This is a genomic window from Massilia sp. (genome assembly GCF_046293535.1).
Lineage (GTDB): Bacteria > Pseudomonadota > Gammaproteobacteria > Burkholderiales > Burkholderiaceae_D > Telluria.
Genome location: NZ_JBKBOV010000031.1, coordinates 21,786 through 46,919 on the forward strand (window position 1 = coordinate 21,786; position 25,134 = coordinate 46,919).

The 25,134-nt window shown below is 68.1% G+C and carries 22 protein-coding genes; 8 read left to right on the top strand and 14 right to left on the bottom strand.

All coding sequences use genetic code 11. The features are described from left to right. Positions 1-221: 221 nt before the first annotated feature. On the top strand, positions 222-2,915 hold the full coding sequence (gene ligD / locus ACK4S9_RS16120; protein ID WP_409727481.1) for a DNA ligase D: 2,694 nt from the start codon (positions 222-224) through the stop codon (positions 2,913-2,915). Positions 2,916-2,967: 52 nt separating this feature from the next. Here ligD and ACK4S9_RS16125 read toward each other — a convergent pair whose 3' ends face one another. Further along, positions 2,968-4,431, bottom strand: a complete 1,464-nt coding sequence (locus tag ACK4S9_RS16125) for a catalase (protein ID WP_409727484.1) — start codon at positions 4,429-4,431, stop codon at positions 2,968-2,970. 91 nt (positions 4,432-4,522) lie between these two features. Continuing rightward, on the bottom strand, positions 4,523-5,983 hold the full coding sequence (locus ACK4S9_RS16130) for an App1 family protein (RefSeq protein ID WP_409727487.1): 1,461 nt from the start codon (positions 5,981-5,983) through the stop codon (positions 4,523-4,525). A 162-nt stretch (positions 5,984-6,145) separates the two neighbouring features. Here ACK4S9_RS16130 and ACK4S9_RS16135 point away from each other — a divergent pair, with 162 nt between their 5' ends. Beyond that, positions 6,146-6,718: a hypothetical protein gene (locus ACK4S9_RS16135; RefSeq protein WP_409727490.1), complete on the top strand. Its 573-nt coding sequence runs from the start codon at positions 6,146-6,148 to the stop codon at positions 6,716-6,718. 4 nt (positions 6,719-6,722) lie between these two features. Here the strand turns inward: ACK4S9_RS16135 and ACK4S9_RS16140 are convergent, their stop codons facing one another. From ACK4S9_RS16140 to ACK4S9_RS16150, 3 genes are read right to left on the bottom strand one after another with little or no spacing between them, the layout of a single operon-like run. Then, a complete protein-coding gene (locus ACK4S9_RS16140; protein ID WP_409727493.1) occupies positions 6,723-6,959 on the bottom strand; it encodes a hypothetical protein in 237 nt (78 codons plus the stop codon). Positions 6,960-6,962: 3 nt separating this feature from the next. Beyond that, a complete protein-coding gene (locus ACK4S9_RS16145; protein WP_409727496.1) occupies positions 6,963-8,042 on the bottom strand; it encodes a Ku protein in 1,080 nt (359 codons plus the stop codon). A gap of 38 nt (positions 8,043-8,080) precedes the next feature. Then, positions 8,081-9,046 carry an SDR family oxidoreductase gene (locus ACK4S9_RS16150; RefSeq protein WP_409727499.1) on the bottom strand — a complete coding sequence of 322 codons (966 nt, stop codon included), beginning with the start codon at positions 9,044-9,046 and terminating at the stop codon, positions 8,081-8,083. Between the two features lie 178 nt (positions 9,047-9,224). Here ACK4S9_RS16150 and ACK4S9_RS16155 point away from each other — a divergent pair, with 178 nt between their 5' ends. The 3 genes from ACK4S9_RS16155 (at position 9,225) to ACK4S9_RS16165 (ending at position 14,295) form a co-directional block, all read left to right on the top strand. After that, complete coding sequence (locus tag ACK4S9_RS16155; RefSeq protein WP_409727502.1) at positions 9,225-10,679, top strand: diguanylate cyclase; 1,455 nt, start codon at positions 9,225-9,227, stop codon at positions 10,677-10,679. A 48-nt stretch (positions 10,680-10,727) separates the two neighbouring features. Next, on the top strand, positions 10,728-12,371 hold the full coding sequence (locus tag ACK4S9_RS16160; RefSeq protein WP_409727505.1) for a SulP family inorganic anion transporter: 1,644 nt from the start codon (positions 10,728-10,730) through the stop codon (positions 12,369-12,371). A gap of 130 nt (positions 12,372-12,501) precedes the next feature. Further along, positions 12,502-14,295, top strand: a complete 1,794-nt coding sequence (locus ACK4S9_RS16165) for a DUF1302 domain-containing protein (protein ID WP_409727508.1) — start codon at positions 12,502-12,504, stop codon at positions 14,293-14,295. Between the two features lie 2 nt (positions 14,296-14,297). On the opposite strand, the gene ACK4S9_RS16170 is transcribed toward ACK4S9_RS16165, so the two are convergent. Beyond that, on the bottom strand, positions 14,298-14,930 hold the full coding sequence (locus ACK4S9_RS16170) for a 1-acyl-sn-glycerol-3-phosphate acyltransferase (RefSeq protein WP_409727511.1): 633 nt from the start codon (positions 14,928-14,930) through the stop codon (positions 14,298-14,300). A 178-nt stretch (positions 14,931-15,108) separates the two neighbouring features. Here ACK4S9_RS16170 and arsC point away from each other — a divergent pair, with 178 nt between their 5' ends. Then, complete coding sequence (gene arsC, locus ACK4S9_RS16175; protein WP_409727514.1) at positions 15,109-15,456, top strand: arsenate reductase (glutaredoxin); 348 nt, start codon at positions 15,109-15,111, stop codon at positions 15,454-15,456. Positions 15,457-15,492: 36 nt separating this feature from the next. Here arsC and ACK4S9_RS16180 read toward each other — a convergent pair whose 3' ends face one another. The 3 genes from ACK4S9_RS16180 to ACK4S9_RS16190 all read right to left on the bottom strand — a co-directional run bounded on the left by ACK4S9_RS16180 (position 15,493) and on the right by ACK4S9_RS16190 (position 18,244). Beyond that, the gene (locus ACK4S9_RS16180; RefSeq protein ID WP_409727516.1) at positions 15,493-16,710 is read right to left on the bottom strand and encodes a DUF1565 domain-containing protein; all 1,218 of its coding nucleotides are present in this window, start codon (positions 16,708-16,710) and stop codon (positions 15,493-15,495) included. 153 nt (positions 16,711-16,863) lie between these two features. Continuing rightward, complete coding sequence (locus tag ACK4S9_RS16185; protein ID WP_409727519.1) at positions 16,864-17,301, bottom strand: acyl-CoA thioesterase; 438 nt, start codon at positions 17,299-17,301, stop codon at positions 16,864-16,866. Positions 17,302-17,389: 88 nt separating this feature from the next. Then, entirely contained in the window at positions 17,390-18,244 is an 855-nt protein-coding gene (locus tag ACK4S9_RS16190; protein WP_409727522.1) for an endonuclease/exonuclease/phosphatase family protein, read from the bottom strand. Between the two features lie 91 nt (positions 18,245-18,335). Here ACK4S9_RS16190 and ACK4S9_RS16195 point away from each other — a divergent pair, with 91 nt between their 5' ends. Then, the gene (locus ACK4S9_RS16195; RefSeq protein WP_409727525.1) at positions 18,336-18,674 is read left to right on the top strand and encodes a hypothetical protein; all 339 of its coding nucleotides are present in this window, start codon (positions 18,336-18,338) and stop codon (positions 18,672-18,674) included. On the opposite strand, the gene ACK4S9_RS16200 is transcribed toward ACK4S9_RS16195, so the two are convergent. The 4 genes from ACK4S9_RS16200 to ACK4S9_RS16215 form a co-directional block, all read right to left on the bottom strand. Next, positions 18,671-19,399, bottom strand: a complete 729-nt coding sequence (locus ACK4S9_RS16200) for a hypothetical protein (protein ID WP_409727528.1) — start codon at positions 19,397-19,399, stop codon at positions 18,671-18,673. The genes ACK4S9_RS16195 and ACK4S9_RS16200 overlap by 4 nt on opposite strands. A gap of 3 nt (positions 19,400-19,402) precedes the next feature. Next, on the bottom strand, positions 19,403-22,060 hold the full coding sequence (pepN, locus tag ACK4S9_RS16205) for an aminopeptidase N (RefSeq protein WP_409727530.1): 2,658 nt from the start codon (positions 22,058-22,060) through the stop codon (positions 19,403-19,405). Between the two features lie 251 nt (positions 22,061-22,311). Then, positions 22,312-23,367 carry an alkene reductase gene (locus ACK4S9_RS16210; RefSeq protein WP_409727533.1) on the bottom strand — a complete coding sequence of 352 codons (1,056 nt, stop codon included), beginning with the start codon at positions 23,365-23,367 and terminating at the stop codon, positions 22,312-22,314. A 13-nt stretch (positions 23,368-23,380) separates the two neighbouring features. Further along, entirely contained in the window at positions 23,381-23,677 is a 297-nt protein-coding gene (locus ACK4S9_RS16215) for an ArsR/SmtB family transcription factor (RefSeq protein WP_409727536.1), read from the bottom strand. A gap of 115 nt (positions 23,678-23,792) precedes the next feature. On the opposite strand from ACK4S9_RS16215, the gene sugE reads away from it, so the two are divergent. Then, complete coding sequence (sugE, locus tag ACK4S9_RS16220) at positions 23,793-24,113, top strand: quaternary ammonium compound efflux SMR transporter SugE (RefSeq protein ID WP_409727579.1); 321 nt, start codon at positions 23,793-23,795, stop codon at positions 24,111-24,113. 4 nt (positions 24,114-24,117) lie between these two features. Here sugE and ACK4S9_RS16225 read toward each other — a convergent pair whose 3' ends face one another. Continuing rightward, positions 24,118-25,101: a succinylglutamate desuccinylase/aspartoacylase family protein gene (locus ACK4S9_RS16225; protein ID WP_409727539.1), complete on the bottom strand. Its 984-nt coding sequence runs from the start codon at positions 25,099-25,101 to the stop codon at positions 24,118-24,120. Positions 25,102-25,134: the final 33 nt, after the last annotated feature.

Here is a 25,134-nt window from a genome sequence, read left to right on the forward strand (position 1 = left end):
CGCTGGAAGCGACAATGGACAGGGCGAACCTGTCCTTTGGATATGGTGGGCCTGAGCGGCCTGTTATGTGCTGGACCTTCAACGCCTGCGCCGGCTGGCTGGTTGACGGGCTTACATTTGCTTACAAACGGGGCAGGGACGAAGGCAGGGTTAGCTGGCGTACAGTCGCGCCAGCCGGGCGCGGCCTACACTGGCTGCACGACCGTAGCCGGGAGACATCCATGCCAGACGCGCTCAAACTGTACAAGGCCAAGCGCAACTTCGATATCACGTCCGAGCCCGCCGAAGGCGGCGTACCTGGTACCGAGGCGCTCACCTTCGTGATCCAGAAACACTGGGCCACGCGCCTGCACTACGATTTCCGGCTGGAACTCGACGGCAGCATGAAAAGCTGGGCCGTCCCCAAGGGACCGAGCTACGACACCCACGACAAACGCATGGCCGTGCACGTCGAGGACCATCCGATTTCCTATTCCGATTTCGAAGGCACCATCCCGCCCAAACAGTATGGTGCGGGGAAGGTCATCATCTGGGACAAGGGCACCTGGGAGCCGATCGGCGATCCGCACGAGGGCTACCGCAAGGGCAACCTCAAGTTCGCCATCCACGGCCACAAGATGCATGGGCGCTGGGTGCTGGTGCGCATGAAGGGCCGCGGCGACGACAAGCAGGAAGCCTGGCTCCTGATCAAGGAGAACGACGAGCATGCCCGGCCGGCCGAGGAATTCTCGGTGGTGGACGAGATGCCCGACAGCGTCAAGGACCTGCCGATGCCCAAACCGGCGCGCGGCAAGGTGGCGGCCCTGAAGGCCGAAGCGGCGCTTGACGGAGAGCTTGAACCTGCGCGCAAGCCGCCGCGCAAGCGGGCTGCGGCCAAGGCACCGGCGAAACCAGCGGCAAAATCGGCTGCAAAGCCGGCGGCAAAATCCGCGGCCAAGGCCGTGGGCAAGGCGAGAGGCCCCAGGAAGGCCGCCGCACCCGGCCTGCCGGAAGGCGTGGTCGAGGCGGCCCTGCCCGAAACCTTCACGCCGGAACTGGCGACCCTGGTCGACGGCCCGCCGCCGGATCCGGAAAACTGGGTATTCGAGGTCAAGTTCGACGGCTACCGCATGCTGGCGCGGGTCGAGAATGGCGAGGTGCGCCTGATCACGCGCAACGCCAACGACTGGACCGACAAGCTGGCCCCGCTGCGCGAGGAGCTCGAGCGCATGGCGCTTCCGGACGGCTGGTACGACGGCGAGATCGTGGTGCACGACGAGAACGGCAAGCCGAACTTCGGGCTGCTGCAGCTGGCCTTCGACGGCGTGCGCACGGCCGACATCGTCTACTTCCTGTTCGATGCACCGTACTGCAACGGTTATGACCTGCGCGACGTGCCCCTGGTCGAACGCCGCGCGGCGCTGGAACAGATCCTCAGGAAAGCCAAGTCCGACAAGGTGCGTTTCTCCGCCGAGTTCGGCAACAACCCGGACGAACTGGTGGTGGCCGCTTGCAAGGTCGGACTGGAAGGCGTGATCGGCAAACGCCGCGATTCGCGCTACGTGTCGCGCCGCTCGCCCGAATGGATCAAGCTCAAGTGCGGTTTGCGCCAGGAGTTCGTGATCGGCGGGTATACCGACCCGAAGGGCTCGCGCAAGGGCGTCGGCTCGCTGCTGCTCGGGACCTACGACCGCGAGGGCGTGCTGCGCTACGCGGGCAACGTGGGCTCGGGCTTCAACCACGCGTCCCTGAAGGACGTCAAGGAGCGCCTGGAAGCGCTGGCGACCGACGAGAGCCCGTTCCCGCCGCGCGCGGTGCCGGGGCGCCAGCACCACTGGGTCAAGCCGGTGCTGGTGGCCGAGGTGAGCTTCTCGGAATGGACCAGCGCCGGTGCCGTGCGCCACCCGGTGTTCCAGGGCCTGCGCAGCGACAAGCCGGCCAAGGGCATCACGCGCGAGGAGCCGCGCCACATCGAGGACATCGAGGCGGACAAGGGACGGCCGGCGCCGGACGAACCGGTGTCGCCGCCGCCCGCCGGCCTGCACCGCAAGCTGCCGGAAACGCTGCGGGTCACCAACCCGGAGCGGGTGGTCGACCCGTCCACCGGCATCACCAAACTGGACCTCATCCGCTACTACGCGCTGGTGGGCGAGCTGATGATGGAGCACCTCAAGCGCCGCCCATTGACCCTGGTGCGCGCGCCCGCCGGCATCGGCGCGGAGCTGGTGTTCCAGAAGCACGCCGACGTCAAGAAGCTGCCGGGCGTGAAGCAGATGGATGCCTCGCTCGACCCGAGCAACCCGCCGATGCTGGAGATCGCGGGGGTGGAGGGCATCCTGTCGGTGGCGCAGTGGAACGCGATCGAGCTGCACACCCAGAATGCGGTGGCGAAAAGCTACGAGACCCCGGACCGCATGGTGTTCGACCTCGACCCCGGGGAGGGCGTGCAGTGGTCGCAGATGCAGGAGGCGGCGCAGATCATGCATGCCTTCCTCGATGAACTGGGGCTGCCGGCTTTCCTGAAGACCAGCGGCGGCAAGGGCCTGCACGTGGTGGTGCCGGTGAAGCCGGAGTACGGCTGGGATACGGTGAAGGCCTTTTCGCAGGCCATCGTGCGCCACCTGGCGGCGACGCTGCCGGACCGCTTCGCCTTCAAGAGCGGCCCCAAGAACCGGGTCGGCAAGATCTTCATCGACTACCTGCGCAACGGCCGCGGCGCGACCACCATCAGCGCCTGGGCCGCGCGCGCGCGCCCAGGGCTGGGCATTTCGGTGCCCCTCGCGTGGGACGAGCTTCCAAAGCTCAAGTCGAGCGCCCAGTGGACGGTGGCGAACGTGCACACGCGCCTGGATCGGGGGAACGAGCCCTGGGCGGGCTATGCGAAAGCCGCGAAGGGGCTGACCAGGGCGATGAAGATCCTGGGATTCGACGAGTAGGCAAGCTCTCCGGTGGTCGTCGGGTCGACGGCATCCGACGGCCACCCGGGCATCAATCGACCTTGCGCCCCAGCGCCTCGAGCGAGGCCCGCACGCCGCGTCCGTAGGCCGGATCCGCCTTGTCGAACTGGCGCAGCTGGCGCTGCAGGATGTCCTCGTCCACCTGGACCAGGGCACCGGCGAGGTTGTCGCACAGCTGCTGGCGCTCGGCCTGCGCCATCAGGCGGAACAGATTGCCCGGCTGGGTATAGTCGTCTTCCACGCCACGGAAGTCGTAGCGCCCCGCATCGCCGAAGATCGGCAGCTCGGGCTCGCCATGGCCCATGCCCAGCGCGCCGCGGCCGACGCTGTCGATGGTGGCGTAGTTGCGCGCCGCGCCGCCGTTGGCGATCGCCATCGCGCCGTCGCGCTGCTGGTTGTGGAAGGGGCAGCGCGGGGCGTTCACCGGCAGGTGCTGGTGGTTGGTGCCGACCCGGTACAGCTGGGCGTCGTGGTAGGCGAACAGGCGGCCCTGCAGCATCTTGTCAGGCGAGTAGCCCAGGCCCGGCACCACGTTGGCGGGCGAGAAGGCGGCCTGTTCCACTTCGGCATGGTAGTTGTCCGGGTTGCGGTTCAGCTCCAGCACGCCCACCTGCAGCAAGGGGAAATCGCCGTGCGGCCAGACCTTGGTCAGGTCGAAGGGGTTCCAGCCGGTGCGGCGCGACCAGTCTTCCAGCTGCGCGCTGGTGGCGACCTGGATCTTCACGTCCCACTGCGGGAAATTCCCCTCGGCGATGGCGCCGAACAGGTCGCGCTGGGCAAAATCCGGATCGGCGCCGCCCAGGCGGACCGCCTCAGGCGCCGTCAGGTTCCTGATGCCCTGGCGGGTCTTGAAGTGCCATTTCACGTAGACGCGTTCGCCCGCCTCGTTGATCATGCTGTAGGTGTGGCTGCCGAAACCGTCCATGTGGCGGTAGCCGTCCGGGGTGCCGCGCCCTGAGAACAGGATCGTGACCTGGTGCAGGCTCTCGGGCGCGCGGCTCCAGAAGTCAAACATCATGTTGGCCGACTTCAGGTTGGTCTGCGGATCGCGCTTCTGGGTATGGATGAAATCGGGGAAATTGATCGGATCCTTGATGAAGAAGACCGGCGTATTGTTGCCGACCAGGTCCCAATTGCCTTCCTCGGTATAGAAGCGCAGGGCGAAGCCGCGCGGGTCGCGCTCGCTGTCGGCGCTGCCTTTCTCGCCGCCGACGGTCGAGAAGCGCAGGAACACCGGGGTGGTCTTGCCGACCTCCGAAAACAGCTTGGCCTTGGTGTAGGGACGCAGGTCGGCCGTGACGGTAAAGCTCCCGTAGGCGCCCGAGCCCTTGGCATGGACCACGCGCTCCGGAATGCGCTCGCGATTGAAGTGCTGCAGCTTTTCGATCAGGTGGAAGTCCTGCAGCAGCAGCGGCCCGCGCGGGCCGGCGCTGAGCGAGTTCTGGTTGTCGGCGACCGGGATGCCGGAAGCGGTGGTGAGGCGGGGCTGGCGCATGCGAATCTCCTTGTTGTGTACTCGATAGGGAGATTCTATGGCTCCAGGGAGAATTAATAAATTTGATTAATTGGATCGGCCCGATAGCTTTTCATAATCCCGTCTTCGCCGGGGGCGCGTTGTCGTCCTCGCGCTTGTCCGAGCGGATCTCGGCAAGGCGGTCGACCGCGATCAGGCCCTCGGCCGCGGCGTGGGACGCGGCGAACACGCTGTCCGGCGACAGCAGCAACTGGGTGCCGGTGGCGCTGACTTCGTCGATCAGGCGGTCGAGGGCATCGATGCGCGAGGGATCGGGATTGACGTTGCGGATGTAGATCATCTTCACGGCGCCCGGATGGCGGCGCACGACTTCGGCGTAGATCTCGGGATCCTGTTCGCCGCTGTCGCCGATCAGCACGAACTGCATGTCGGGATGGAAGTCCAGGATACGCTCGATCTGGGCCAGTTTGTGGCTGCCGTGTTCGTTGATCTTGAGCACCTGGCGCACGCTCAGTTCGCGCAGCAAGAGGGGACCGAGCGGAATGTCCTGCAGCTTCAGGAAGTCGACCAGCGGTCCGAAAAGGTGCCAGGGGCTGCTCGAAACGTAGAACAGGGGATTGTCCTCGCTGCCGCCGAGACCGTCGCGCAGGGCCCGGTAGAAAGCGGCCACGCCCTTGAAGGGCTTGCGCGTGTGGTGGTTGGTGCGGGCCAGCATCAGCGCCATGTTCAGCTTGTTGGTGACATTGGTCCAGAGGACGGTGTCGTCGATGTCGCTGATGATGCCGAAGCGCGCGCTGGCGGCGGGGACCCGGATCTCGGCGGTGGCGCGCAGCGGCTGCCCGTCCGGCTGCGCATTGTCGGGAAATTCGAGCTCGACCGCATGCCAGCCGCCGCCGAGCGCGATATCGGGGGCGAAATCGAAGGAAAAATAGCCGCCGCCGTCGGTGCGCGTCTCGATGACGCTGCCGGCGAAGCGGGCCAGCACGCGCGCACCGGCCACCTCGTCCGACTCCAGGCGCCGGTACAGGGCGACCAGGTTCTGCCAGCCGCTGTCGGTGCCGCTCTGTTCGCGGAACGCCGCTTCGTCGAGCAGGCGGCCCTTGAGCCACACGCGGCCGGCGTTGCCGAAGCCGAGGTAGGGAACGGCCATCAGGCGCCGCCCGCTTTCCGGCGCGCTCAAGCGGCGCAGGGCGGCAGTGGCGAGGCCGCCGGCCGTGCGCGCCAACCGCTGGCGCAGCGGCGTGGCCGGCGCCAGCTCCTGACTGACTGTGCGCAGCCGGTCGGTGGCGTTGGCGGCCGTGGCGGCGCGCGGCGCGCCGCGTTCGACCCAGACGCTGCCGCGCGCATTGCGCGTCAGGAGCAGGGCTTGCTGCACCTGCTGCGGTTTCATCGGGTCGACCGGGGTGGCCATCACGTGCACGGCCGTGCCCATTTCGCGCAGCCGCGCGATCTCGGTTTCCGAGAGCAAGCCTGGATTCAGGAACAGGCTCGCCTTGCCGAGGTCGACCCTGGCCGCGATGTCGTCGAAACCGGCGCGGGTCAATACGAGGAAGGGCATGGCACTGTTGGGCATGGTCGATTCGGGCATGGTCGCGTTATGCGAAGTATGGCGCAGACGCGCGCAATCGTCCGCACGCTACGGGCATTGCCGTGGCGGGACAATCGCGGTGCGCGCTGTCGTGCGCGCCGTGCTTCTCTGGCAAGCTGGAGTACCTCTCACTTGCGCCGGCCATTCATGAACATCGTGTGCATCGCCTGGGGTTCCCTGCTGTGGAAGCCCGCTCCCCTCAAGCTGGCCTCGGGCTGGCATCCCGGCGGTCCGCGCCTGCCGCTCGAATTCGTGCGCAAGAGCGACGACAGCCCGGAAGTCGCCCTGGTGCTGTGCGAAGGCGCGCGCCCCATGCCGACCTATTGGGCCTACCTCGATGCGCCCGACCTCGATGCGGCGCGCGCGATGCTGGGCGAACGCGAGAAGATCACACCGGCGCGGCCGGACTGGATCGGCAGCATCCCGCCGGTGGGCGGCGCACGGACCGACACGCGCATCGCCGCCTGGCTGGCGCACATGCGCGTCGATGCCGCCGTCTGGACCGCGCTGCCGGCCAAGTTCGACGGACAATCGGGGCGGGTCCCGACGGCGGACGAAGTGGTGCGCGCGCTCGATCGCCTGCCGGGAGACGAACGCGCCGCGGCCGAGCGCTACGTGCGCTCCACGCCCCCGCATATCGACACGCGCTACCGGCGCGCCATCGCGGCGCGCCTGGGATGGCACGCCGAACGCGACGCCCACGTGACCCGGATGCGCTGAGCGCCTAGGACGATTCGTTCTTGAAGATGCCGCGGATGTTCATGGCCATCAGCGCCGCCTGCAGGACGATCAGGGCCCAGGCCTCGTCGTGGATGCCCCACACGATCCACAGTACGTTGCTGAGGATGAACATGGAAAAGCCGAACACGCGCCGCTCGGCGCGCTTGGAGCCGATCAGGTAGGCCGCGAACAGGGTGACCAGCATCGCCGGCCACTGGAGGAAGTCGATGAATTCATCCATCCTTTACGCAGCCTTCCTGCGGCGCGGGGCGGCCGTCGATGGTGCGCCGGTCGCGCGTTTGGGTGCGGCGGCGGTCTTCCTGGCCGCCGGCTTGGCCGCGGCTTTCGCCGCGCTCTTGCGCTTGGGCGCCGCGCCGCTGGCGGCGACCCGGTCGGTCCCGTGCGCGGCGGCCTTGCGCGCCCGCGGCGGCGCTTCCTCTTCCTCCTCGTCCTCGGCGGCGGGCCGGCGCTTCTTCGGCGGCGGCGGTTCGTCGTCGTCATCGTCATCGACGGCCGCGGCCTTGCCGGGCTTCTTGCCCAGGCTGGCCTGCAGGAGCGAAACCAGGTCGATGACCTTGCCGGTCTCGCGCTTCGTCTCGCCCGGTTCGGGCATGGTGATGGTCTTGGTCTGGTGCGCCTTGACCTTCTTCTCGATCAGGGCCATGACGTCCTCGCGGTAGGTGTCGTGATACTGCTCGGGATCCCAGTCTTCGGCCATGCCCTGCACCAGCGCCATCGCCATCTTGAGTTCCTTGTCGGTGATCGCGGCCTTCTTGTCGTCGGCCGTGGGAATCTTGAGGTCGCCCGCGTCGCGGATCTCGTCGGCGTAGCGCAGCGTGTTCATGACGATCGTGTCGCCCACGCACACCAGCGCCGCCAGGTGTTGCTTGACGCGGATGACGACCCGCGCGATGCCGATCTTGCCCGCCTTGCGAAGCGTCTCGCGCAGCAGGGCATAGACCTTGTCGCCGCCCTTGCCGGGGGCGAGGTAATAGGGCTGCTCGAAGTACAGCAGCGAGACGTCCTCGGCATCGACGAAAGCGAGGATGTCGATGGTCTGGGTGGCCTCCGGGTTGGCGCGCCGCAGGTCTTCGTCCGACAGCACGACGTATTCGCCGCTGGTGTATTCGTAGCCCTTGACGATGTCGTCCCAGGAGACTTCCTTGCCGTTGCCCTTGTTGTAGCGCTTGAAGCCGACCGGCGAGAAGTCGCGCCGGTCGAGCATGGTCAGGTCGAGCCCCTTGTTGTCGACCGCCGGATACATATCGACGGGGATGTGCACCAGCCCGAAGCTGATCGCACCCTTCCACATGCTGCGCGGCATAACTCCTCCTCGGTAGATGTTGCGTGCCAGTTCGTCCCTTATTCGCCGACCTTGCCGGTGACCGGCAGGATCACCCCCGTGATGTAGCCCGAGCACACCGGCGAGGCCAGGAACACGTAGGCCGGCGACAGTTCCTCCGGCTGGGCGGGACGCTTGAAGGTGGTGCTGGCGCCGAATTCCTTGATGTCCTCGGGCGACTGGTCGGCCGGGTTCAGCGGCGTCCAGACCGGGCCCGGGGCCACGCAGTTGACGCGGATGCCCTGGTCGATCACGCTGGCCGCGAGCGACATCGTGAAGGCATGGATGGCGCCCTTGGTGGCGGAATAGTCGAGCAGCTTTTTCGAGCCTTTCAGGCCGGTCACCGAACCGGTGTTGATGATCGACGAACCTTCCTTGAGGTGGGGCAGGGCCGCGCGCGCCATGTGGAAGTAGCCGTAGATGTTGGTGCGGAAGGTCTCGTCCAGCCGTTCCTCGGTGATGTCCAGTAGCGAGCTGGCATGTTCCTGGAAGGCCGCGTTGTTGACCAGGACGTCGAGGCGCCCGAATTCGGCCACCACCTTCTCGACCGCGTCCTTACAGAACGCGGCGTCCTTGACGTCGCCCGCGATGGTGACGCAGCGCCGGCCTTCCGCCTCGATGCAGCGTTTGGTTTCCTCGGCGTCCTCGTGCTCGTTCAGGTACATCACGGCCACGTCGGCGCCTTCGCGCGCGAACAGCACCGCGACCGCGCGCCCGATGCCGGAGTCGGCCCCGGTGACGATGGCGGCCATGTCTTCGAGCTTGCCGCTGCCCCTGTATCGCTCCGCCATGAACTTCGGCTTCATCTCCATCTGGGCCTCGATGCCCGGCTTGGCGAGGTGCTGCTCGGGCATCGGCGGGGCCGGCTGCTGGATCCCGGTCTGCACGGCTTCGTCGCTCTCCGCCTTCTGCATGCTGCCGTCCTTCTGGTCCTGGCGGCTCTGGATCGCCTTCTGCTTGTTTGCCACGTCATCCTGGTGTGCCATTGCGGTGCTCCCTGTGAACGTTCAATCGACCCGTAGAGTATCGATGCGTCGCTCGGTGCCGGACGGTGCGCTCCCACACACACCGGGACAATTCTTCACTATGCCCTGGCATGGCTTTATGGCAAACTTTCCATCGTTTTGTCACACTCTGGCTTGCCGGGAAATGAAAGGAGCACGGATGTCTCAGCAGGAAGGCGCGCGGCAGGCGGCGAGCGGCCTGTTCGTCAATGCGTCCGCGCCGCGCCGCGCCGCCTTCGAACGCGCCTGCGCCGGCCTGTTCGCGCCGCTGCGCATGGCCGATGGCGCCGAGGCGGCCCTCGCGATGCTGGCGCAGCAACCGGCCGACGTGCTGGTGCTCGACCTCGAGTGCTGCGAGATCGGCATCGACCTGCCGGCCCTCGGCCAGCTGCTTGCCGGGCGCGCGGGACGGCCGGTGCTGGTGCTGTGTCCCTTCGCGAACGCGCGCTGGCTGCCCGCCCTGATGGCCCATGGCCCGCTGGCCTACCTGATCACGCCGCTGGACCCGGAAGCACTGCGCCAGGCGGTCGGCGCGCGCCTGCGCGGCGGCTTTGCGCCGGCGGCCGAGGCAGAACCGGCGGCCCTGCTGGCGCTACTTAGTCAGGCCCAGCAGGCGCTGGCCGCGGCCGACGAGGGCATCCGCTTCGGCGAGCGCCTCTGCGCCGCCATGCTGGGCTGGCCCGGGGTGGTGCATGCCGCGCTGTTCCAGCGCCATGCGGGGGACGAACTGCGGCTGGAAGCGCAGCACGGCGCGGCGGGACTCGACCTGGCCGCCGTACTGGGGCGCGCCGAGCGCCTGCTGCAGTCGCCGCTGCGCCATGCCTTTCCCGGACTCTTGGCGGCCGCCAGCGGCGAGACCGTGCTGCTCGATGCCGTCGACAAGGCGGGCGAGCCGCAGCTAGCGCAGGCCCTGCGCGACCAGGGCGTGGACATGGTGGTCGGCGTACCGGTTCCCGGGTCCGGCCCGGGTGGGCCGCGTGGCGCCCTGTGCCTGTCGTTCGGACAGGCGCGTGCGCTGTCGCTCCCGCACTGGTCGACGCTGGAGGACCTGGCGCAGCTGACCGCCTTCGGGCTGCGCATGGCCGAACTGATGCGCGAGAACGAGGAGCTGCTCGGCCGGGTCACCCAGCTGGCGACCCTCGACCCCCTGACCGGCGTGGCCAACCGCCGCCATGGCGAATACCTGATGGAACAGGAGCTCAGGCGCGCCCGCCGCTACCGCACGCCGCTGGCCCTGATCGCCTTCGACATCGACCGCTTCCGCAACGTCAACGATGCCTACGGCCACCCGGTGGGCGACGTGGTCCTGCGCGCCGTGGCCGACACCGCCCGCGGCCTGCTGCGCTCGAGCGACGTGCTGGTGCGCTCGGGCGGCGAGGAATTCCAGGTGATCGCACCGCATACCAGCGCCATCGACGGCTTGAGGATGGCCGAGAAGCTGCGCGCGGCCATCGAGGCCGCCGAGCTCCCGGGCTGCGACCACGTGACGGTCAGCCTGGGCGTGGCGCAGCTGGGCGAATTCGAGAGCGGCGATGCGCTCGCCGTGCGGGTAGGCGCCGCGCTGGCGCGCGCCAAGCGGGCGGGGCGCAACTGCGTCGAACTGGCGATGCAATGAGCCTTCCGTCCGTGTTAGGCTAGCACCTTTTCTGTCGGGCAATACCTTATGCTTCAGTGGCTGCAGCACTACCGGCGTTCCATGCTGCCGGGCGACATCAGCGCCGGCATCGTCGTGGCGATGATGATGATCCCGCAGGGCATGGCCTATGCGCTGGTGGCCGGCCTGCCGCCGGTGGCCGGCATCTACGCCAGCATCGTGCCGCCGCTGCTGTACGCGCTGTTCGGCACCAGCAGCACCCAGTCGGTGGGGCCGATGGCGATCATTTCCTTGATGACGGCGTCCAGCCTGGCCCCGCTGGCGGCGCCGGGCAGCGCCCTGTACGGCGTGCTCGCCGCCCAGCTGGCGCTGCTCTCCGGCGCCGTGCTGCTGGCCTGCGGCCTGCTGCGCATCGGCTTCCTGGCCAACTTCTTTTCCCGTCCCGTGATGAGCGGCTTCACGATCGGCTCGGCGCTCCTGATCGCCTGGGGCCAGGTGCGGCCGCTGCTGGGCGCCATGCCGCCCGCCGTCCACTGGCCGAGCGCGGCGCTGGGACTGGGCTCGCTGGCCGTGCTGGTGTGGGCGCGCCACTACATGGCCGCCACGCTGCGCCGCGCCGGGCTGGCGCCGGTGGCGGCCGACATCGGCGCCAAGCTGGCGCCGATGCTGGTGGTGATCGGGGCGACCGCGCTGGTGCCGCTGATGAAGCTGGAAGCGGTCGGGGTCGCCACCACCGGCTCGGTGCCGGCCGGACTGCCGGGGCTGAACCTGGCAACGTCCAGCGCCCACTGGCAGGCCTTGCTGCAGCCGGCGCTCCTGATCGGGTTCATGATCTTCCTGATCAGCATGTCGGGTGCGCAGACGCTGGCGCTCAAGCGCGGCGAGAAGCTGGGCAGCAACCGCGAGCTGGTGGGCCTGGGCGCGGCCAACCTCGGCAGCGCCCTCAGCGGCGGCTTCCCGGTCACGGGCAGCATCTCGCGCTCGGCGGTGAACTTCGCCGCCGGCGCCAACACGCAGCTGGCCAGCATCATCACGGCGGCGCTGCTGGCGCTCGCCCTGGTGGCCCCGAACGGCTGGCTGGCCCTGCTGCCGCTGCCGGTGCTGGCCGCCACCATCATCGTCGCGGTGCTCGGCATGCTCGATCTCTCCACCCTGACCACGTCCTGGCGCTACGACCGCGCCGACGCGGCGGCGCTGCTGGCCACCGGCGCCGGGGTCCTGGTGCTGGGCGTGGAAGCGGGCGTGGTGGTGGGGGTGGCGCTGTCGATGGGAGCGCTGATCTGGCGCGCCAGCCGTCCGCACATCGCGCGGCTGGGCCGCATCCCCGGCAGCGAACACTTCCGCAACGTGGACCGTTATTCGACCGAGACCGCGCCCGGTCTCTTGATGCTGCGCGTGGATGCCGGACTGTTCTTCGGTAACGTCGAGGCGGTGAACGAACGGATCGAGGACGAACTGGCGGCGCGCCCCGATACGCGCCACCTGGTGCTGGTGCTGTCGGCGGTGAACGCCATCGATACCTCGGCCCTGTTCGGGCTGGGAGAGCTGAATGCCTCGCTGCGCCAGCGCGGGGTGCTGCTGCACCTGGCCGAGGTGAAGGGACCGGTGATGGACCGGCTCAAGCACAGCACGCTGCTGCAGGCGCTCAATGGGCGCCTGTTCCTGAGCGCCGCCATGGCCTGGGACGAGCTGGCGCCCGGGCCGGTCTCATGATTAGTTCCTAAAATGCAACGCTGTATTGACATCGTGTCGACCGGTCATTAGGATTGATCAGGCGCAATATCAAATCAGGTGTGACAGGCTTGGGCCTGGAGCGCACGCGCCGAACCGGATAAGGGCAGGGATGACCCGACATGAGACGCCTGCAAGCAGCGTTGCCGTTCGCAGGACAGGCGCGGCGATCGCACTTGCCGCGCTGGCGGCCGGAGCGGTCCAGGCGGCCGAGGTCAAGGCCAGCGGCCAGCTCATGGCCGGCAACGTCTACCGGGTGCAGGACCGGGACCCTGATCTCCTCACCAACGTGAATGCCCCCGCGCTTGGCCTGATGGGCTACGGTAACGGGAGCAACGCCGACGACGGCAATACCAATTACGCCAGGGGCGAGGCCGCCTCGCGCGCGATTCATGCCTTGCTCGACATCGCAGCGGCGGACGGCAACTGGTCGGGGCTGGTGCGTATCAAGGCCTGGCACGATGCCGGGCTGGCGCGCGACGGCCGGCCCTGGGGTAACGTCGTCAACGGCTACGGCGCGGGGGCGCCGCTGTCCGACAGGGGCATGCCGCGGCTGTCGCGCTTTTCCGGTGTCGCGCTGCTCGACGCCTGGATCGAGGGCAGGGCTGAGCTGGCGGGGATGCCGGTACTGGCGCGCATCGGGCAGCAATCGACGACCTGGGGCGCGCGCTCGATGACGCCGGGCGGGCTCGAGGCGCTCAATCCGCGCGACCTGCCCGGGCTGCACCGCGCGGCCCCGATCCCGAACGAGAGCATGGTGCCGCGGCCAATGCTGTTCGGGCGTATCGAGCCAGGATCCGGCCGTGGGTCGAGCCTTGCGCTGGAAGCCTATTACCAGAGCGCCTTCCGCCCGTCCGCACTCGACGCCTGTGGCACGCTGTGGTCGATGAGCGACTACCTGGTGGAGGGGTGCGACCGTGTCATGAGCGGACAACCGCTGGTAAGCGACCGCGCCCGCACCGCGCTTGGCGTCTACCAGAAACGGCTGCCGACCTTGACGCCGAAAGCGAAGGAATTCGGCTTCGGCGCCACCTGGCGGCCAGACGAAGGGCTCGAGCTCGGCCTGTACCATGCCCGCTATCATGCCCGCACCCCGCTGCCTGGCCTGCGCCGCAGCTTGCGCCCCGGTGGGCCGGCGCTGCGGCCCGGTGATCCGGACGGGCGCAACATGGCGTACTTCACCGAGTATGCCGAAGGCCTGCGCATCACGGCGGCGACCTTCTCGCGCAAGCGCGCCGGCACCAGCATCCACGGCGAAGTCTCGTACCGCCCCGCGCTGCCGTTCATGCTGGCGCCGGGCGACGTGCTGCCGCCTTTTCTGAGCGCCACGGCGCCATCGCTGTTGCGGGCGCGCGCCGATGCGGTGCCGCCGGGCGGCTTCTTCCACGGTTACGACCTGTATGCGATGTGGCAGGCCCAGGCCGGCGTGCGCCGCGAATGGACCCTGGCCGCGATGGAGCTGGCGTTCGGCGCGGAGGTCGTGGGCAAGCGCGTGCGTGGCCTGCCCGATCCGTCGGTGCTGCGCTACGGGCGCGGGGACAGCTTCGGGGCCGGCGCCGTCAACGGCAGCTGCGCGGTGAGCACGCGGGATGCGGCGCGCCAGTGCAGCCTGCGCGGCTATGCGACGCCGGATGCCTGGGGCTACCGGCTGCGCCTGGATGCGCGGCTGCCCAGCCTGGCGCCCGGACTGGCCGGCAGCGCCAGCCTGCTGTTCGTGCACGACGTGAAGGGCTGGTCGGGCGACCTGCTGCTGGGCGAGGGCCGCAAGTCCGCCAACCTCGCGCTGCGCCTCGAATACCGGCAGCGCTACCTGGCCGAGCTGGGCTACCAGCCGTCCTGGGGCGGGGATTACAACGCGGCCGCGGACCGGGATACGGCCTCGTTCGCGCTCGGGCTACGCTTCTAGGCTCAGCTGCGGCGGCGCTGCGGTTCGGACGGGTCGCGCGGCGGCGCCAGCTTGATCGGCGCTGCCTGGTCGGGATAGAGCGCCTGGCGGCCTTCGTAGACGGCGGCGATGGCGGCCATGTCCTGGTCGGGGTCGCCGTTCAGCTTCAGGGTGTGGACCACGCTGAGCACCTTGGCGCGGTAATCCATGTAGACCAGCAGCAGCGGCACGTCGGCCGTGGTGGCCAGGTGGTAGAAACCGCTCTTCCAGTGCGGGCGGTAGCTGCGCGTGCCTTCCGGGGTGATCCCGATCCAGCACCAGGGCGAGGCGAGCATGGTCTGGGCCAACTGGCGGGTGGCGCCCATCGAGGCGCGGCGGTCGACCGCGATGCCGCCCCAGTAGCGCATGAGCGCGCCCATCGGCCCCCGGAACAGCGAATCCTTGGCCAGCCAGCGGAACTTCAGGCCGAGCGCCCACTTGCCCAGCAGGCCGATAGGGAAATCCCAGTTCGAGGTATGCGGATAGACCACGGCGATCCCGTGCGGCCCCGGCAGGGGCTTGAAGTGCAGCTGCCAGCCGGCCAGGTTCAGCAGGCGAAGCGCGGCGCGCTGGCCCCAAGTGGGAAGTGCTGCGGGGCGCAGCAGGTGTTCGCTCATCGATTCTCCGTCGCGGTTCAAACGCTTTTTCCCAGGCAGGTTTTGTTTTCTGCCGGAAAAATAAGCGTCGAATTCTATAGCGAGCGGGGGCGAGGAACAAGCAAAAAAGCTGGTGCCGGACATGAGCTGTGGTTATGATGCCGCTACTTTTTCGGCAATATTGAAGAGCATCTAACACATGGATATCACGATTTACCACAATCCGCGCTGCGGAACCTCGCGCAACACCCTGGCGGCGATCCGTGCAGCCGGCCATGAACCGCAGGTGGTCGACTACCTGGCGGCGCCGCCCTCGCGCGAGCAACTCGCCGCGCTGATCGCGGCGGCCGGCCTGAGCCCGCGCGAGGCGGTACGCAGCAAGGAAGCCCTGTTCGGCGAACTCGGCCTCGACCGGCCCGGCGTCGACGACGCGGCCCTGCTCGATGCGATGGCTGCGCATCCGGTCCTGATCAACCGTCCTTTCGTCGTCACGCCGAAAGGCGTGCGCCTGTGCCGCCCGTTCGAGCGGGTGCAGGAAATCCTGTAGGGCGCTCGTCAAGCAGGGACGCGCCGTAGCGCGCCCCTACTGCGCACCCGGCGCCGGGCCGCCGGTCGGCTCCGAATCGGTATACGGTACCGCGCCGATGTCGATCGGCCGCCCGGGGCGCAGGGCGACCGCGTCGCCAGCGTCGGGCGGCAAGCCCTTGCCGATCGCCGGCGAGCCCGGCTGGAGCCGGAAGTCCGGCGTGGCCAGCGTGCGCCCATAGTCGGCGAACAGGGGCGCGGCGGCCACGGTGCCGCTGTGCCGGCGTCCCGCAGAGAGCTTCCAGTCGCCGCCCGCATTCTGGTAGACCAGGTTGTTGCGGTAGCTGATGTTGGCGCCGGTCGCACCCTGTTCCATGATGCCGTGGCCGTTGTCGTAGACGATGTTGTTGGCCGTGTGCGTATGGTCGTTGGGCCCGGTGCTGTGATAGAAGTCGCCGCCACCGACCACGATGCCGGTGCCGCAGCCGACCACCGTGTTGCCGCGAATCGTCACGTGGCTGGCGTCGTGCCACAGGTGGATGCCGGCGCCCGAGGTCCGGTAGATGATGTTGTCGCGCACGCTGGCCGTGGTGCTGACGTAGATGCCATGCATGTAGCGGCAATCGGGCGGGCCGATGTCGTGCACGTTGTTGCCGACCACTTCGGCGTCCTTGCCCTTGTAGTAGCTGTCGACGCCGATGCCGGCCCCGCCCTTGGCCTCGCAGGGCACGTCGTTGCCGATATGGTGGATGTGGTTGTGGTGGATGCCGTTGTGCGAGCCGCCGTTGTAGATGCCGCTCAGCCACTTCATGCCGCTCTGGTACTGGCCGCCGTCGATCTCGAAGCCGATGATGTCGAGGTAGTTGGCGCGGTTGTCCCAGGCTGCCGGCTGGCGCGAGTCGAGCGGCGGCACCAGGCGCGCGCCGCCGCGCTCGGTCGATTCGAAGACGATGCGCGCCTCCGCCGTGCCGTGGGTATTGGTGCGTATCCCGCCGAAATAGGTACCGGGCGCGACGTGCACCGTGGTGCCGGGCGTGACGGCCTGGGCCGCGCGGCTGAGGGTGCGGTAGGGTTCGTCGCGGGTGCCCGGATTGCTGTCCGAGCCGGACGGCGACACGTACAGGTGCGTGCGCACCAGTTCGGGAATGACGAGGTCTTCCTGGCCGGGCTCGCGCAGGCGGCAGCCGGACAGCAGCACCGCGCCAAGCAGCATGGAGAGCAGGGCGGCCAGCAGCGGGCGTGTGGCGGACGGGACGGCGGACGGGTAGGGGCGCATCTCTTTCTCGTGGCAGCGGACGTGACCGAGTCAGTTTGACCCAGCACAAGCGGGAGGGAGGCCGGTTGTCTCAAGGTCTACTTTGATGACACTCAACACGTCGCACCGCTTCTTCGGCGATCAACCGCGGGCAGGTTGCCCCGGCCGCCCGTGCTAGGCCGACGGCGCCAGCGCCGGCATGTAGGTGTCGATGAACTCGGCCGGCATGCGGCGCGCACGGCCGCTGCTGATCTCGATGCACACCAGGTCCCAGCGCCCGCGCAGCACGGTGGCGCCGTCGCTGTCGCGCACCAGCTGGAAGCGGCGCTCCATGGCGAGCTTGCCGTCGCCGGCCACCAGCCAGGTGGCCAGGGTCAGGGGCTCGCCCAGCAGGGTCGGCAGCAGGTAGTCGTATTCGCCGCGCCGGATCGCCATGGCGCGATCCAGGCGGCGGTAATCGTCCAGCGTCAGGCCGAGCCGCCCAGAATGGGCCCAGCCGGCCTGCTCGCACCAGCGCACGTAGACCGCATTGTTGGTGTGGTTCAGGCCGTCGATGTCGCCGGCTTGCGGCATGACGGGCAGGGTGAAGGGCTGCGGGTAATCCCAATCCAAAATGGCCTCGTGAAGCAGATGGGGTGGGCGGCATGCGGCCGCGACCCCCCCATTGTACGGCGCGCCGCCGGCCCGGGTGTCTTGACGCTCACGCCTCCCAATCGAGCTCGACCGAAAGGGCCTGGTGGTCCGAGCCCTGTTCGCTGGCGTCCACCCGCACCCGCCGCACGCGCCCGGCCAGGTCGGCGCTGGCGAACACGTAGTCGAAGGTAAACGGCGCCGAGGCATTCGGGCTGGCGTCGTGCAGGCCGACGGTGGGGGCGTGGCGCCGCCCCGGCTGCGCCAGCTGCCAGCAGTCGCGCCAGGGCTGGACGCCGTCGCCGAAGGGCGCCAGCAGGCGCTGGTGTTCGGGCGATCCGGGCAGCATGTTGAAGTCGCCGGCGAGCAGGGCCGGCAGGGCGCGCGGCGGCACCGCGAACGGTCCGCGCCCCGGGGCCGGCGGGGCGGCCGCATGCAGGCTGGCTTCGCGGTGCAGCTCGCGCAGGCGCTCGACCTGCGCCATGCGCTGGCGCTGCGAGAAATATTCGAGGTGCGCGGCCACCACGCGCAGCGGGCCGCCGGGCGCCGCCACCGTCAGCTCCAGCGCGGTGCGCGGCATGCTCATGACCTCGGGCTCGGACGGCCAGGGCAGCGAGTGGCGCAGGGCCTGCAGGACCGGATGGCGCGAGAACGCCATCAGGCCGAAACGGCGCCGTGGCGCGTCCGCGGCGTTCGCCTCGGCGGTGTCGCAGGCGATGGCCTCGAATCCGGCATAGCCGGGCAGGCGTTCGCGCAGCATGGCGAACTGGTCTTCGCCGCTTTCGGTGTAGCCGCTCGAAACTTCTTGCACACAAAGCATGTCAAAACTGCAAAATCGGTCGAGGCATGCGATGATACGGTCGAGGTCGGTCTTGCCGTCCGGGCTGCGGCCGGACTGGATATTCCAGGTGACGAGCTTGAACATGAGGGTCCTTTCAGTGGACCCACAGGCTAACCGCCTGGGCACACCGGACGTTTGAAGAAGCTCAGGCGTGCGGGATACTTAAGGAGCATGGATGTTTACGATGATCCTGCTGCTCTACCTGCAGCAGCACCGCGACGTGACGCTGGAAAGCACCAGCCTGCGCGGAACTTTCCAGACCAAAAAGGCATGCGAGGCGGCCGCGGTGCGCGCGCGCGGACCCTTGCCGACGCCGGATGGCTATGCGGCGGCCTGGCATGACGCGATGTGCATCCCGATCAACCGGGGCGTTACCGTCAACGAGGGCAAGCCGCTCGACCTGGGCAAGCTGCTGCAAGGGCGCCCGCCGGTGGTGTGCGAAGGCACCGGGGCCTGGCGCCGGGTGACGGAACTGTGTGCGCCCGCGGCGGACGGCAAGGGCGGGATGCGCTAGTCGCGCTTCCAGTCCCCATGGCTCGGGCAGCGGATCAATCCCGCGGCCCCGCCGCCGCCGCCGCTGTCGAACTGGGTGGCCCCGCCGCCGTTCGCGCCGCCGATCTGCGGCCGCCCGCTGCCGCCCGTGCGGCACCATACCTTGCCGCCCTGGCGGAAACGGTAGATGACCTGGCCGTCGGGCGCGGTATAGGTTTCGCTGGTCACGCCGCGACGGGTGTCCTTGTGGGCAGCTTCGAGCGCCCGCCTGAAGCGCCCCATCGGCGTGTCGGCCACTTCCGGCACGCCTGACTTCCCCTTGCGCATCTCGCGGTCGATGATGACGGCGTCGCGCTTCGCGCGCCCGACCATTGCATCGAGCGCGGATTCAGGCGCGGCGGATGGCACCGTGATGGCGAAAGGATCGGCAACGCTTGCCGGCGCTTGCGGCGCCGGGGTGATGGGCTCCGCCTCGGGAGCCGTGTCGGTGTTGGCGCTGCCGGTGCGCGCCGATGGCGTGTTGCGGGCAGTGCTGCGGGGCGGGGGCGGTTCGCGACGAATCCGCGGCAGTGCAAGCGCGGGCGGCGGCACGGGAATCAGGTCGATGACCCGTTCCCCGGGCAGTTCAGGCAGCGGCGGCGACGGCCGATGCGCGATCCGCCAGCCCCAGGCCAGCAGCAGGTGGATGCCCAGCGTGGCCAGCAGGGGCCACGCGCGCGTGCGGCGCGGGTAGGGCGCCGCCGCCACCGATCAAGCCTTCGGCGCCGTGATCGCCTTCTTGATCGCCACGCAGCGCTGGTCTTCCTGCAGCGTGTCGAGCAGGGCGCGGCGGGTGCCGGCCGACAGGTCCTTCATGGTGTCGGCGGCGCGCTGCAGGCGCTGGACGCTTTGCGGCGTGCAGCCGGTCGGGATCATCGTGCCCGCGTAGCTGCGCATGAAGACCGGACCGGCCGCCTTGTCGATCGCCGGCAGCCTGGCCAGGCGCTCGCTTGCGGTCTGTTCGGCCAGCTTGCGCTGTTCGACCGGATACATGGCGCCCATCGCGGTGCGGATGCGCGAGAAGGGCAGCTTGGTCTTCAGGTCCTGCACGGTGCCCAGCCACTCGCTCTTGAGCTTCGGATCCGGGCGCACCACGGTCGCGGCCAGCGCGGCGCCCTGGCCGGTGTCGGACTTGTCGCGCGCCGATTCAAGCTCGACCAGGCCGGCCGCGCCGGGAACGTCGAAGCGGTTGAGGCGGTTGATGATGGCCCAGCGCTGGTCCTGGCTGATGTTCAGGCCTTCGGTGCCTTTACCTTCGAGCATGCCGGCCAGGCGCGCCAGCGCTTCCGGGCTGCTCGCCAGGCTCATGTAGGTGCCGAACCAGCGGCGCTGGAAGGCGTCGTCGCCACGGCTGGCCAACACGCCCTGCCAGGCCATGTCTTCCAGCGCCTTGCCGGTCTTGTTCGCGTAGGCACGCTGTGGACCGTCCTTGAGGCCCATGGCGTCCAGGTAGTACTTCGAGTAGCTTACCTTGCCCAGCACGTCGCCCAGCAGGGTGTAATCCTTCTCTTGCGGCGCATTGGTGAGCGCCACCTCGATGAATTCGTTGAGCGGCAGCTTGGCGTCGCGCACGCCGTCCCACAGCGCCTGCCAGAGCATGGCGCGCAGCAGCGGGTCGTCCACGCCGCCCAGGGTAGTACGGGCGGTTTCAAAAGAGCGCTGGTCGAGGTTGACCTTCACGAAGCCCCAGTCCTGGTAGTTCGGATACACCAGGTCGGGGCAGGCGCTGCCGACCATGCCGGGGACATCGGTCTTGGCGCCGGAGTACGTCACCGGCACGTTCTTGGCCAGCACCAGCTTGCCGTTCTCGCGCTTGAAGGCGCCTACTTGCACGCGCTGCTCGCGCAGGGTCGGCAGGGCGCGGCTTGCAGCGGACTGGGCCAGCGAGAAGCTGCTGATCTTGCCGCCCGCGCAGCTGAAGTTGGCGGTGATGGTGTTCACGCCGGCCTGGTACAGCCATTCCTGGCTCCACTTGGACAGGTCGCGCCCGGCGGCCTGGCCCAGGCTGCCGATGAAGTCTTCCAGCTTCGCGTTCTGCCAGGCGTATTTCACCAGGTAGTTGTGCACGCCCTTGCGGAAGGTTTCCTCGCCCAGCATGTGGCGCAGCTGCTTCAGGGTCGAGGCGCCCTTGGAATAGGTGATGGCGTCGATGTTGTCGAAGGCGTTGGCCGAGGAAGGCACCGGCACCTCGATTGGGTGGGTCGAGACCTTCTGGTCCATGGTGTAGGCGCCCTGCTTGTCTTCCTGGTAGAAGGCCTGCCAGGCGTCCTTGAATTCGGTGGCTTCGGCGGTGGCCAGGGTCGCCATGAAGGAAGCGAAGCTCTCGTTCAGCCACAGGCCGTTCCACCACTTCATGGTGACCAGGTTGCCGAACCACTGGTGCGCCATTTCGTGCATGATGACTTCGGCCAGGCGCATCTTCTGCGCCGGGGTCATCTCGGCCTTGTACAGGAAGCCGCCTTCGGCGAAGGTGATCGCCGCCGCGTTCTCCATGGCGCCGTACAGGAAGTCCGGCACCAGCAGCTGGTCGTACTTCTCGAACTGGTAAGGGATGCCGTAGTAGTTGTCGAAGAATTCCAGGCCGGCCTTGGTGTAGCGGAACCAGTCGCTTGGGGTCACCTGCTTGGCCACCGACTGGCGCGCGAACAGGCGCATCGGGTACTTGCCGCTCTTGTCTTCCCAGACCTGGTAGGGGCCGGCGTGCAGCGAGAAGTTATACGGGCTCAGGCTCTTGGTCCTGGGGAAGGTCCAGCGCTTGCCGGCCGGCGCGTCGACGATGCTCGACTCCCGGGTGGCGGTGACCACGTGCCAGTCGCTCGGCGCGTTCACGGTGACGGTGTAGGTGGCGCGCAGGTCGGGCTGGTCGAACACGGCGAACATCTGGTGCGCGGCGGCCGGCTCGAAGTGCGAGTAGGTGTAGACGCGGCCGTCGACCGGGTCGACCATGCGGTGCAGGCCTTCGCCGTTGGTGCTGTGCGCACGCTCGTAGTCGATGGTGACGGTATTGCGGCCCTTGGCCAGGTATTCCGGCGCCAGGGTGACGAACCAGTTGTTGTAGCGGATCGGGACCTGCTTGCCGTTGATGCTGACGGACTTGACGGTCGCCTTGTCGAGGTCGATGCTCAGGGCCGAGTCGGTATCCTTGAGGTCGAAGCTGACCGTGGTGGTGCCGGCGAAGTTTTCCTTGCCGGTGAGCGTGAAGTCGAGCACGTAGTCCACGTTCGACACGCGGGCCGAGCGGGCCATGGCGTCGGCTTCCGACAGGTAGGCGTTCTCGGCGCGCACAGGGGCTGGAGCGGCATGCGCGGCGTGGAAGACGAAGGCGGAAGCGATGGCGAGTGCCATGGCGCGGGGGGCGAAGTGTTTCACGTGGTCTCCTGGGCAGCGCAGTCTCGGTGCGCAATATAAATAATCGCGCAAGAATAGCATGAGCGGAGTGCCATTTACACCACATACATACGCAAATGTAGAACGTCTGTACGGGTTTGCGGTGCCAGGAGAGTGAGGTGGTTTATCGAGTAACTGGGGTCCCGGCCTGCGCCGGGACGACGGCTCTCACGCTCACGCGAAGATAGTCGTCATCCCGGCGAAGGCCGGGATCCAGTTCGCGCCTCGTTAGCTCAGGCAAGCGCCGGATAATCGATATAGCCCTCCGGCCCCGAGCCATAGAACAGTTCCGGGCGCGGCTGGTTCAGCGGCGCATCCTGCTTCAGTCGCTTGGGCAGGTCCGGATTGGCGATGAACCACACCCCGAAGGCCACCGCATCGGCCTCGCCCGATGCGATCAAGTGCTCGGCGCTCTCCTTGGTCAGCTTTTCGTTGGCGATGTAGACGCCGCCGAATTCCTTCTTGAGGTGGGCGCGCAGGCTGTCGCCGCCGATGGCTTCGCGGGCGCAGATGAAGGCGATGCCGCGCTTGCCGAGCTCGCGCGCGACGTAGCCGAAGGTCTCGAGCGGGTTCGAGTCGCCCATGTCGTGCGAGTCGCGGCGCGGCGCCAGGTGCATGCCGACGCGGTCGGCGCCCCAGACCTCGATGCAGGCGTCGGTCACTTCGAGCATCAAGCGGGCGCGGTTCTCGACCGGGCCGCCGTAGACATCCGTGCGCTGGTTGGTGGAATCCTGCAGGAACTGGTCGAGCAGGTAGCCGTTGGCGCCATGGATCTCGACGCCGTCGAAGCCGGCCTTCTTGGCGTTCTCCGCGCCCTTGCGGTAGGCCGCGACGATCGCCGGGATCTCGTGCGTTTCCAGCGCGCGCGGAGTGGCGTAGTCGCGCATCGGGCGCAGCAGGCTCACGTGGCCCTTGGGCTGGATGCTCGACGGCGCGACCGGCAGCTGGCCGTCGAGGAAGTGCGGGTCCGAGATGCGGCCCACGTGCCACAGCTGCAGGACGATGCGCCCGCCGGCCTTGTGCACGGCCTCGGTGACGATCTTCCAGCCTTCCACCTGTTCGTCGGACCAGATGCCCGGGGTGTCGGCATAGCCCACGCCCATCGGGGTCACCGCGGTCGCTTCCGACAGGATCAGGCCGCTCGACGCGCGCTGCACGTAGTATTCGGCCATCATTGCGTTCGGCACGCGGCCCGGGCCCACGGCGCGCGCGCGGGTGAGCGGGGCCATGATGATGCGGTTCGGCAGTTCGAGTGCGCCCACCTTGATCGGGTCAAACATCGTCGTCATTCTTGGAGTACTCCTAAAGTCCGTCATTCAGTTGGGCGAGGAAGGCCTGGATGGTCTCCTCGTTACGCTGGAAGAAGATGAACTGCCCGACGCGCCGCGTGCTCACCAGCCCGGCCTTGTGCAGGGTTGCCAGGTGGGCCGAGACCGTCGATTGCGACAGCCCGGCGCGCTGGTCGATCAGCTTGCAGCACACGCCCATGTCGAGCGGGTGTTCCTGCTCGGCGAAATGCCGGTGCGGCTCCTTGAGCCAGTGCAGGATCTGGCGCCGCACCGGGTTGGCCAGGGCCTTGTGGATCGCGTCGATGTCCATGAGCTCTTCCTTATATCGGGTTCTTTCGATCCGAATATCGTGATTTTACGATATATCGGAAAATCCTGCCGGGCGCCGGTATACTCGGCGCCTTTGCGGATGACAGGGAGTAATGATGAGTTGGGTATATCTATTTATCGCGGGGCTGCTGGAAGTGGCCTGGGCAGTCGGCCTCAAGTACACCAATGGCTTCACCAGGCTGATGCCGTCCTTGTGGACCTTGCTGGCGATGCTCGGCAGTATCGGCATGCTGGGCCTGGCCTTGCGCGAACTGCCGCTCGGGACCGCATACGCGGTGTGGACCGGCATCGGGACGGTCGGCGTCGCCATTGCCGGTATCGTGATGCTGAACGAACCGGCCGACGCCCTGCGCCTCGGCGCGATCGCGATGATCGCCGCCGGTATCGTCGCGCTCAAGTTCCTGTCGCCGGGCTGATCGTTTATTCGCGCCCGAAGGACGGGTTCGGGCGGGTCAGGTAGTACCACTCCGAATTGGCGTTGGCTTTCGCATCCGGGAACAGGATGCGGCCGCTGAACTCCGCCACCACCTTGCTGCCGTCGGCGCGCACGCCGATCTCCTCGCCTTCCTCGACGCGGTCGAAACTGGCCCACTGGCGGCTGAAGGCGTCGTCCGCATGCAGCTTGTCGTGCACCACGACCATCGACAGCGCTTCCATCTCCTCGAAGGGCACCGGTTCCGGGTCGGGCGCGGCGATCAGCTTCAGGTGCGCGAGAGTATTCATGATGGCGCGGTAGGCCACTTCGGGCGCCGCCGGGTCGAGGTGCTGGCCGCATTCGAGCGTGAGCGCGTAGCCGCCGGTGCTGCGCATGTATTCGGTGGTGCCGACGCCGTAGCGCAGCACGGTTTCCAGTTCGTCGGCATTGCGGCTGCGGCGCTTGACGCCGTCGCCGTAGGCGGCCAGCCAGCCGTCCACGAAACGCTTCACGCCGAGGCGGCGCGCCCAGGCGCGTTCCTTGGCTGCATGGCGGAAGGGCTGCAGCGTACCGTCGTTGTCGAGCGGGCCGACCATCACGAAGGGCAGGCCGCCCACCGCATTGAAGGAGTGCAGGTCGAGCAGCACGTCGTGCCGGGCCAGCAGGGGGCAGAGCCAGTTGGCGATGTGGTCCTCGAAGTCCTGCGGGTCATCCTTGGGGAACAGGTTGCGGTTCAGGTTGCGGTCGCCGTTGCGGGTGTTCTGCTCGTAGGCCTTGGGGTTCACCACCGGCACGAAGGTCACGCTGCCGGCCGCGATGTGCAGCTTGCCACTGTCGATCTCTTCCATCACGCGGCGGATGGCGATGCTGCCGCAGACTTCGTTGCCATGGGTCGCGCCCATGATGATGACGCGCGGGCCCGGCTGGAGGCCGGTGTAGTTGACGGACTTGAATTCGTATCTTGCGTGCTGCTGGCTGGGGGAGGTCATGCGCTGCTGTCCAAGGGAAATAAGTAAGTGCCG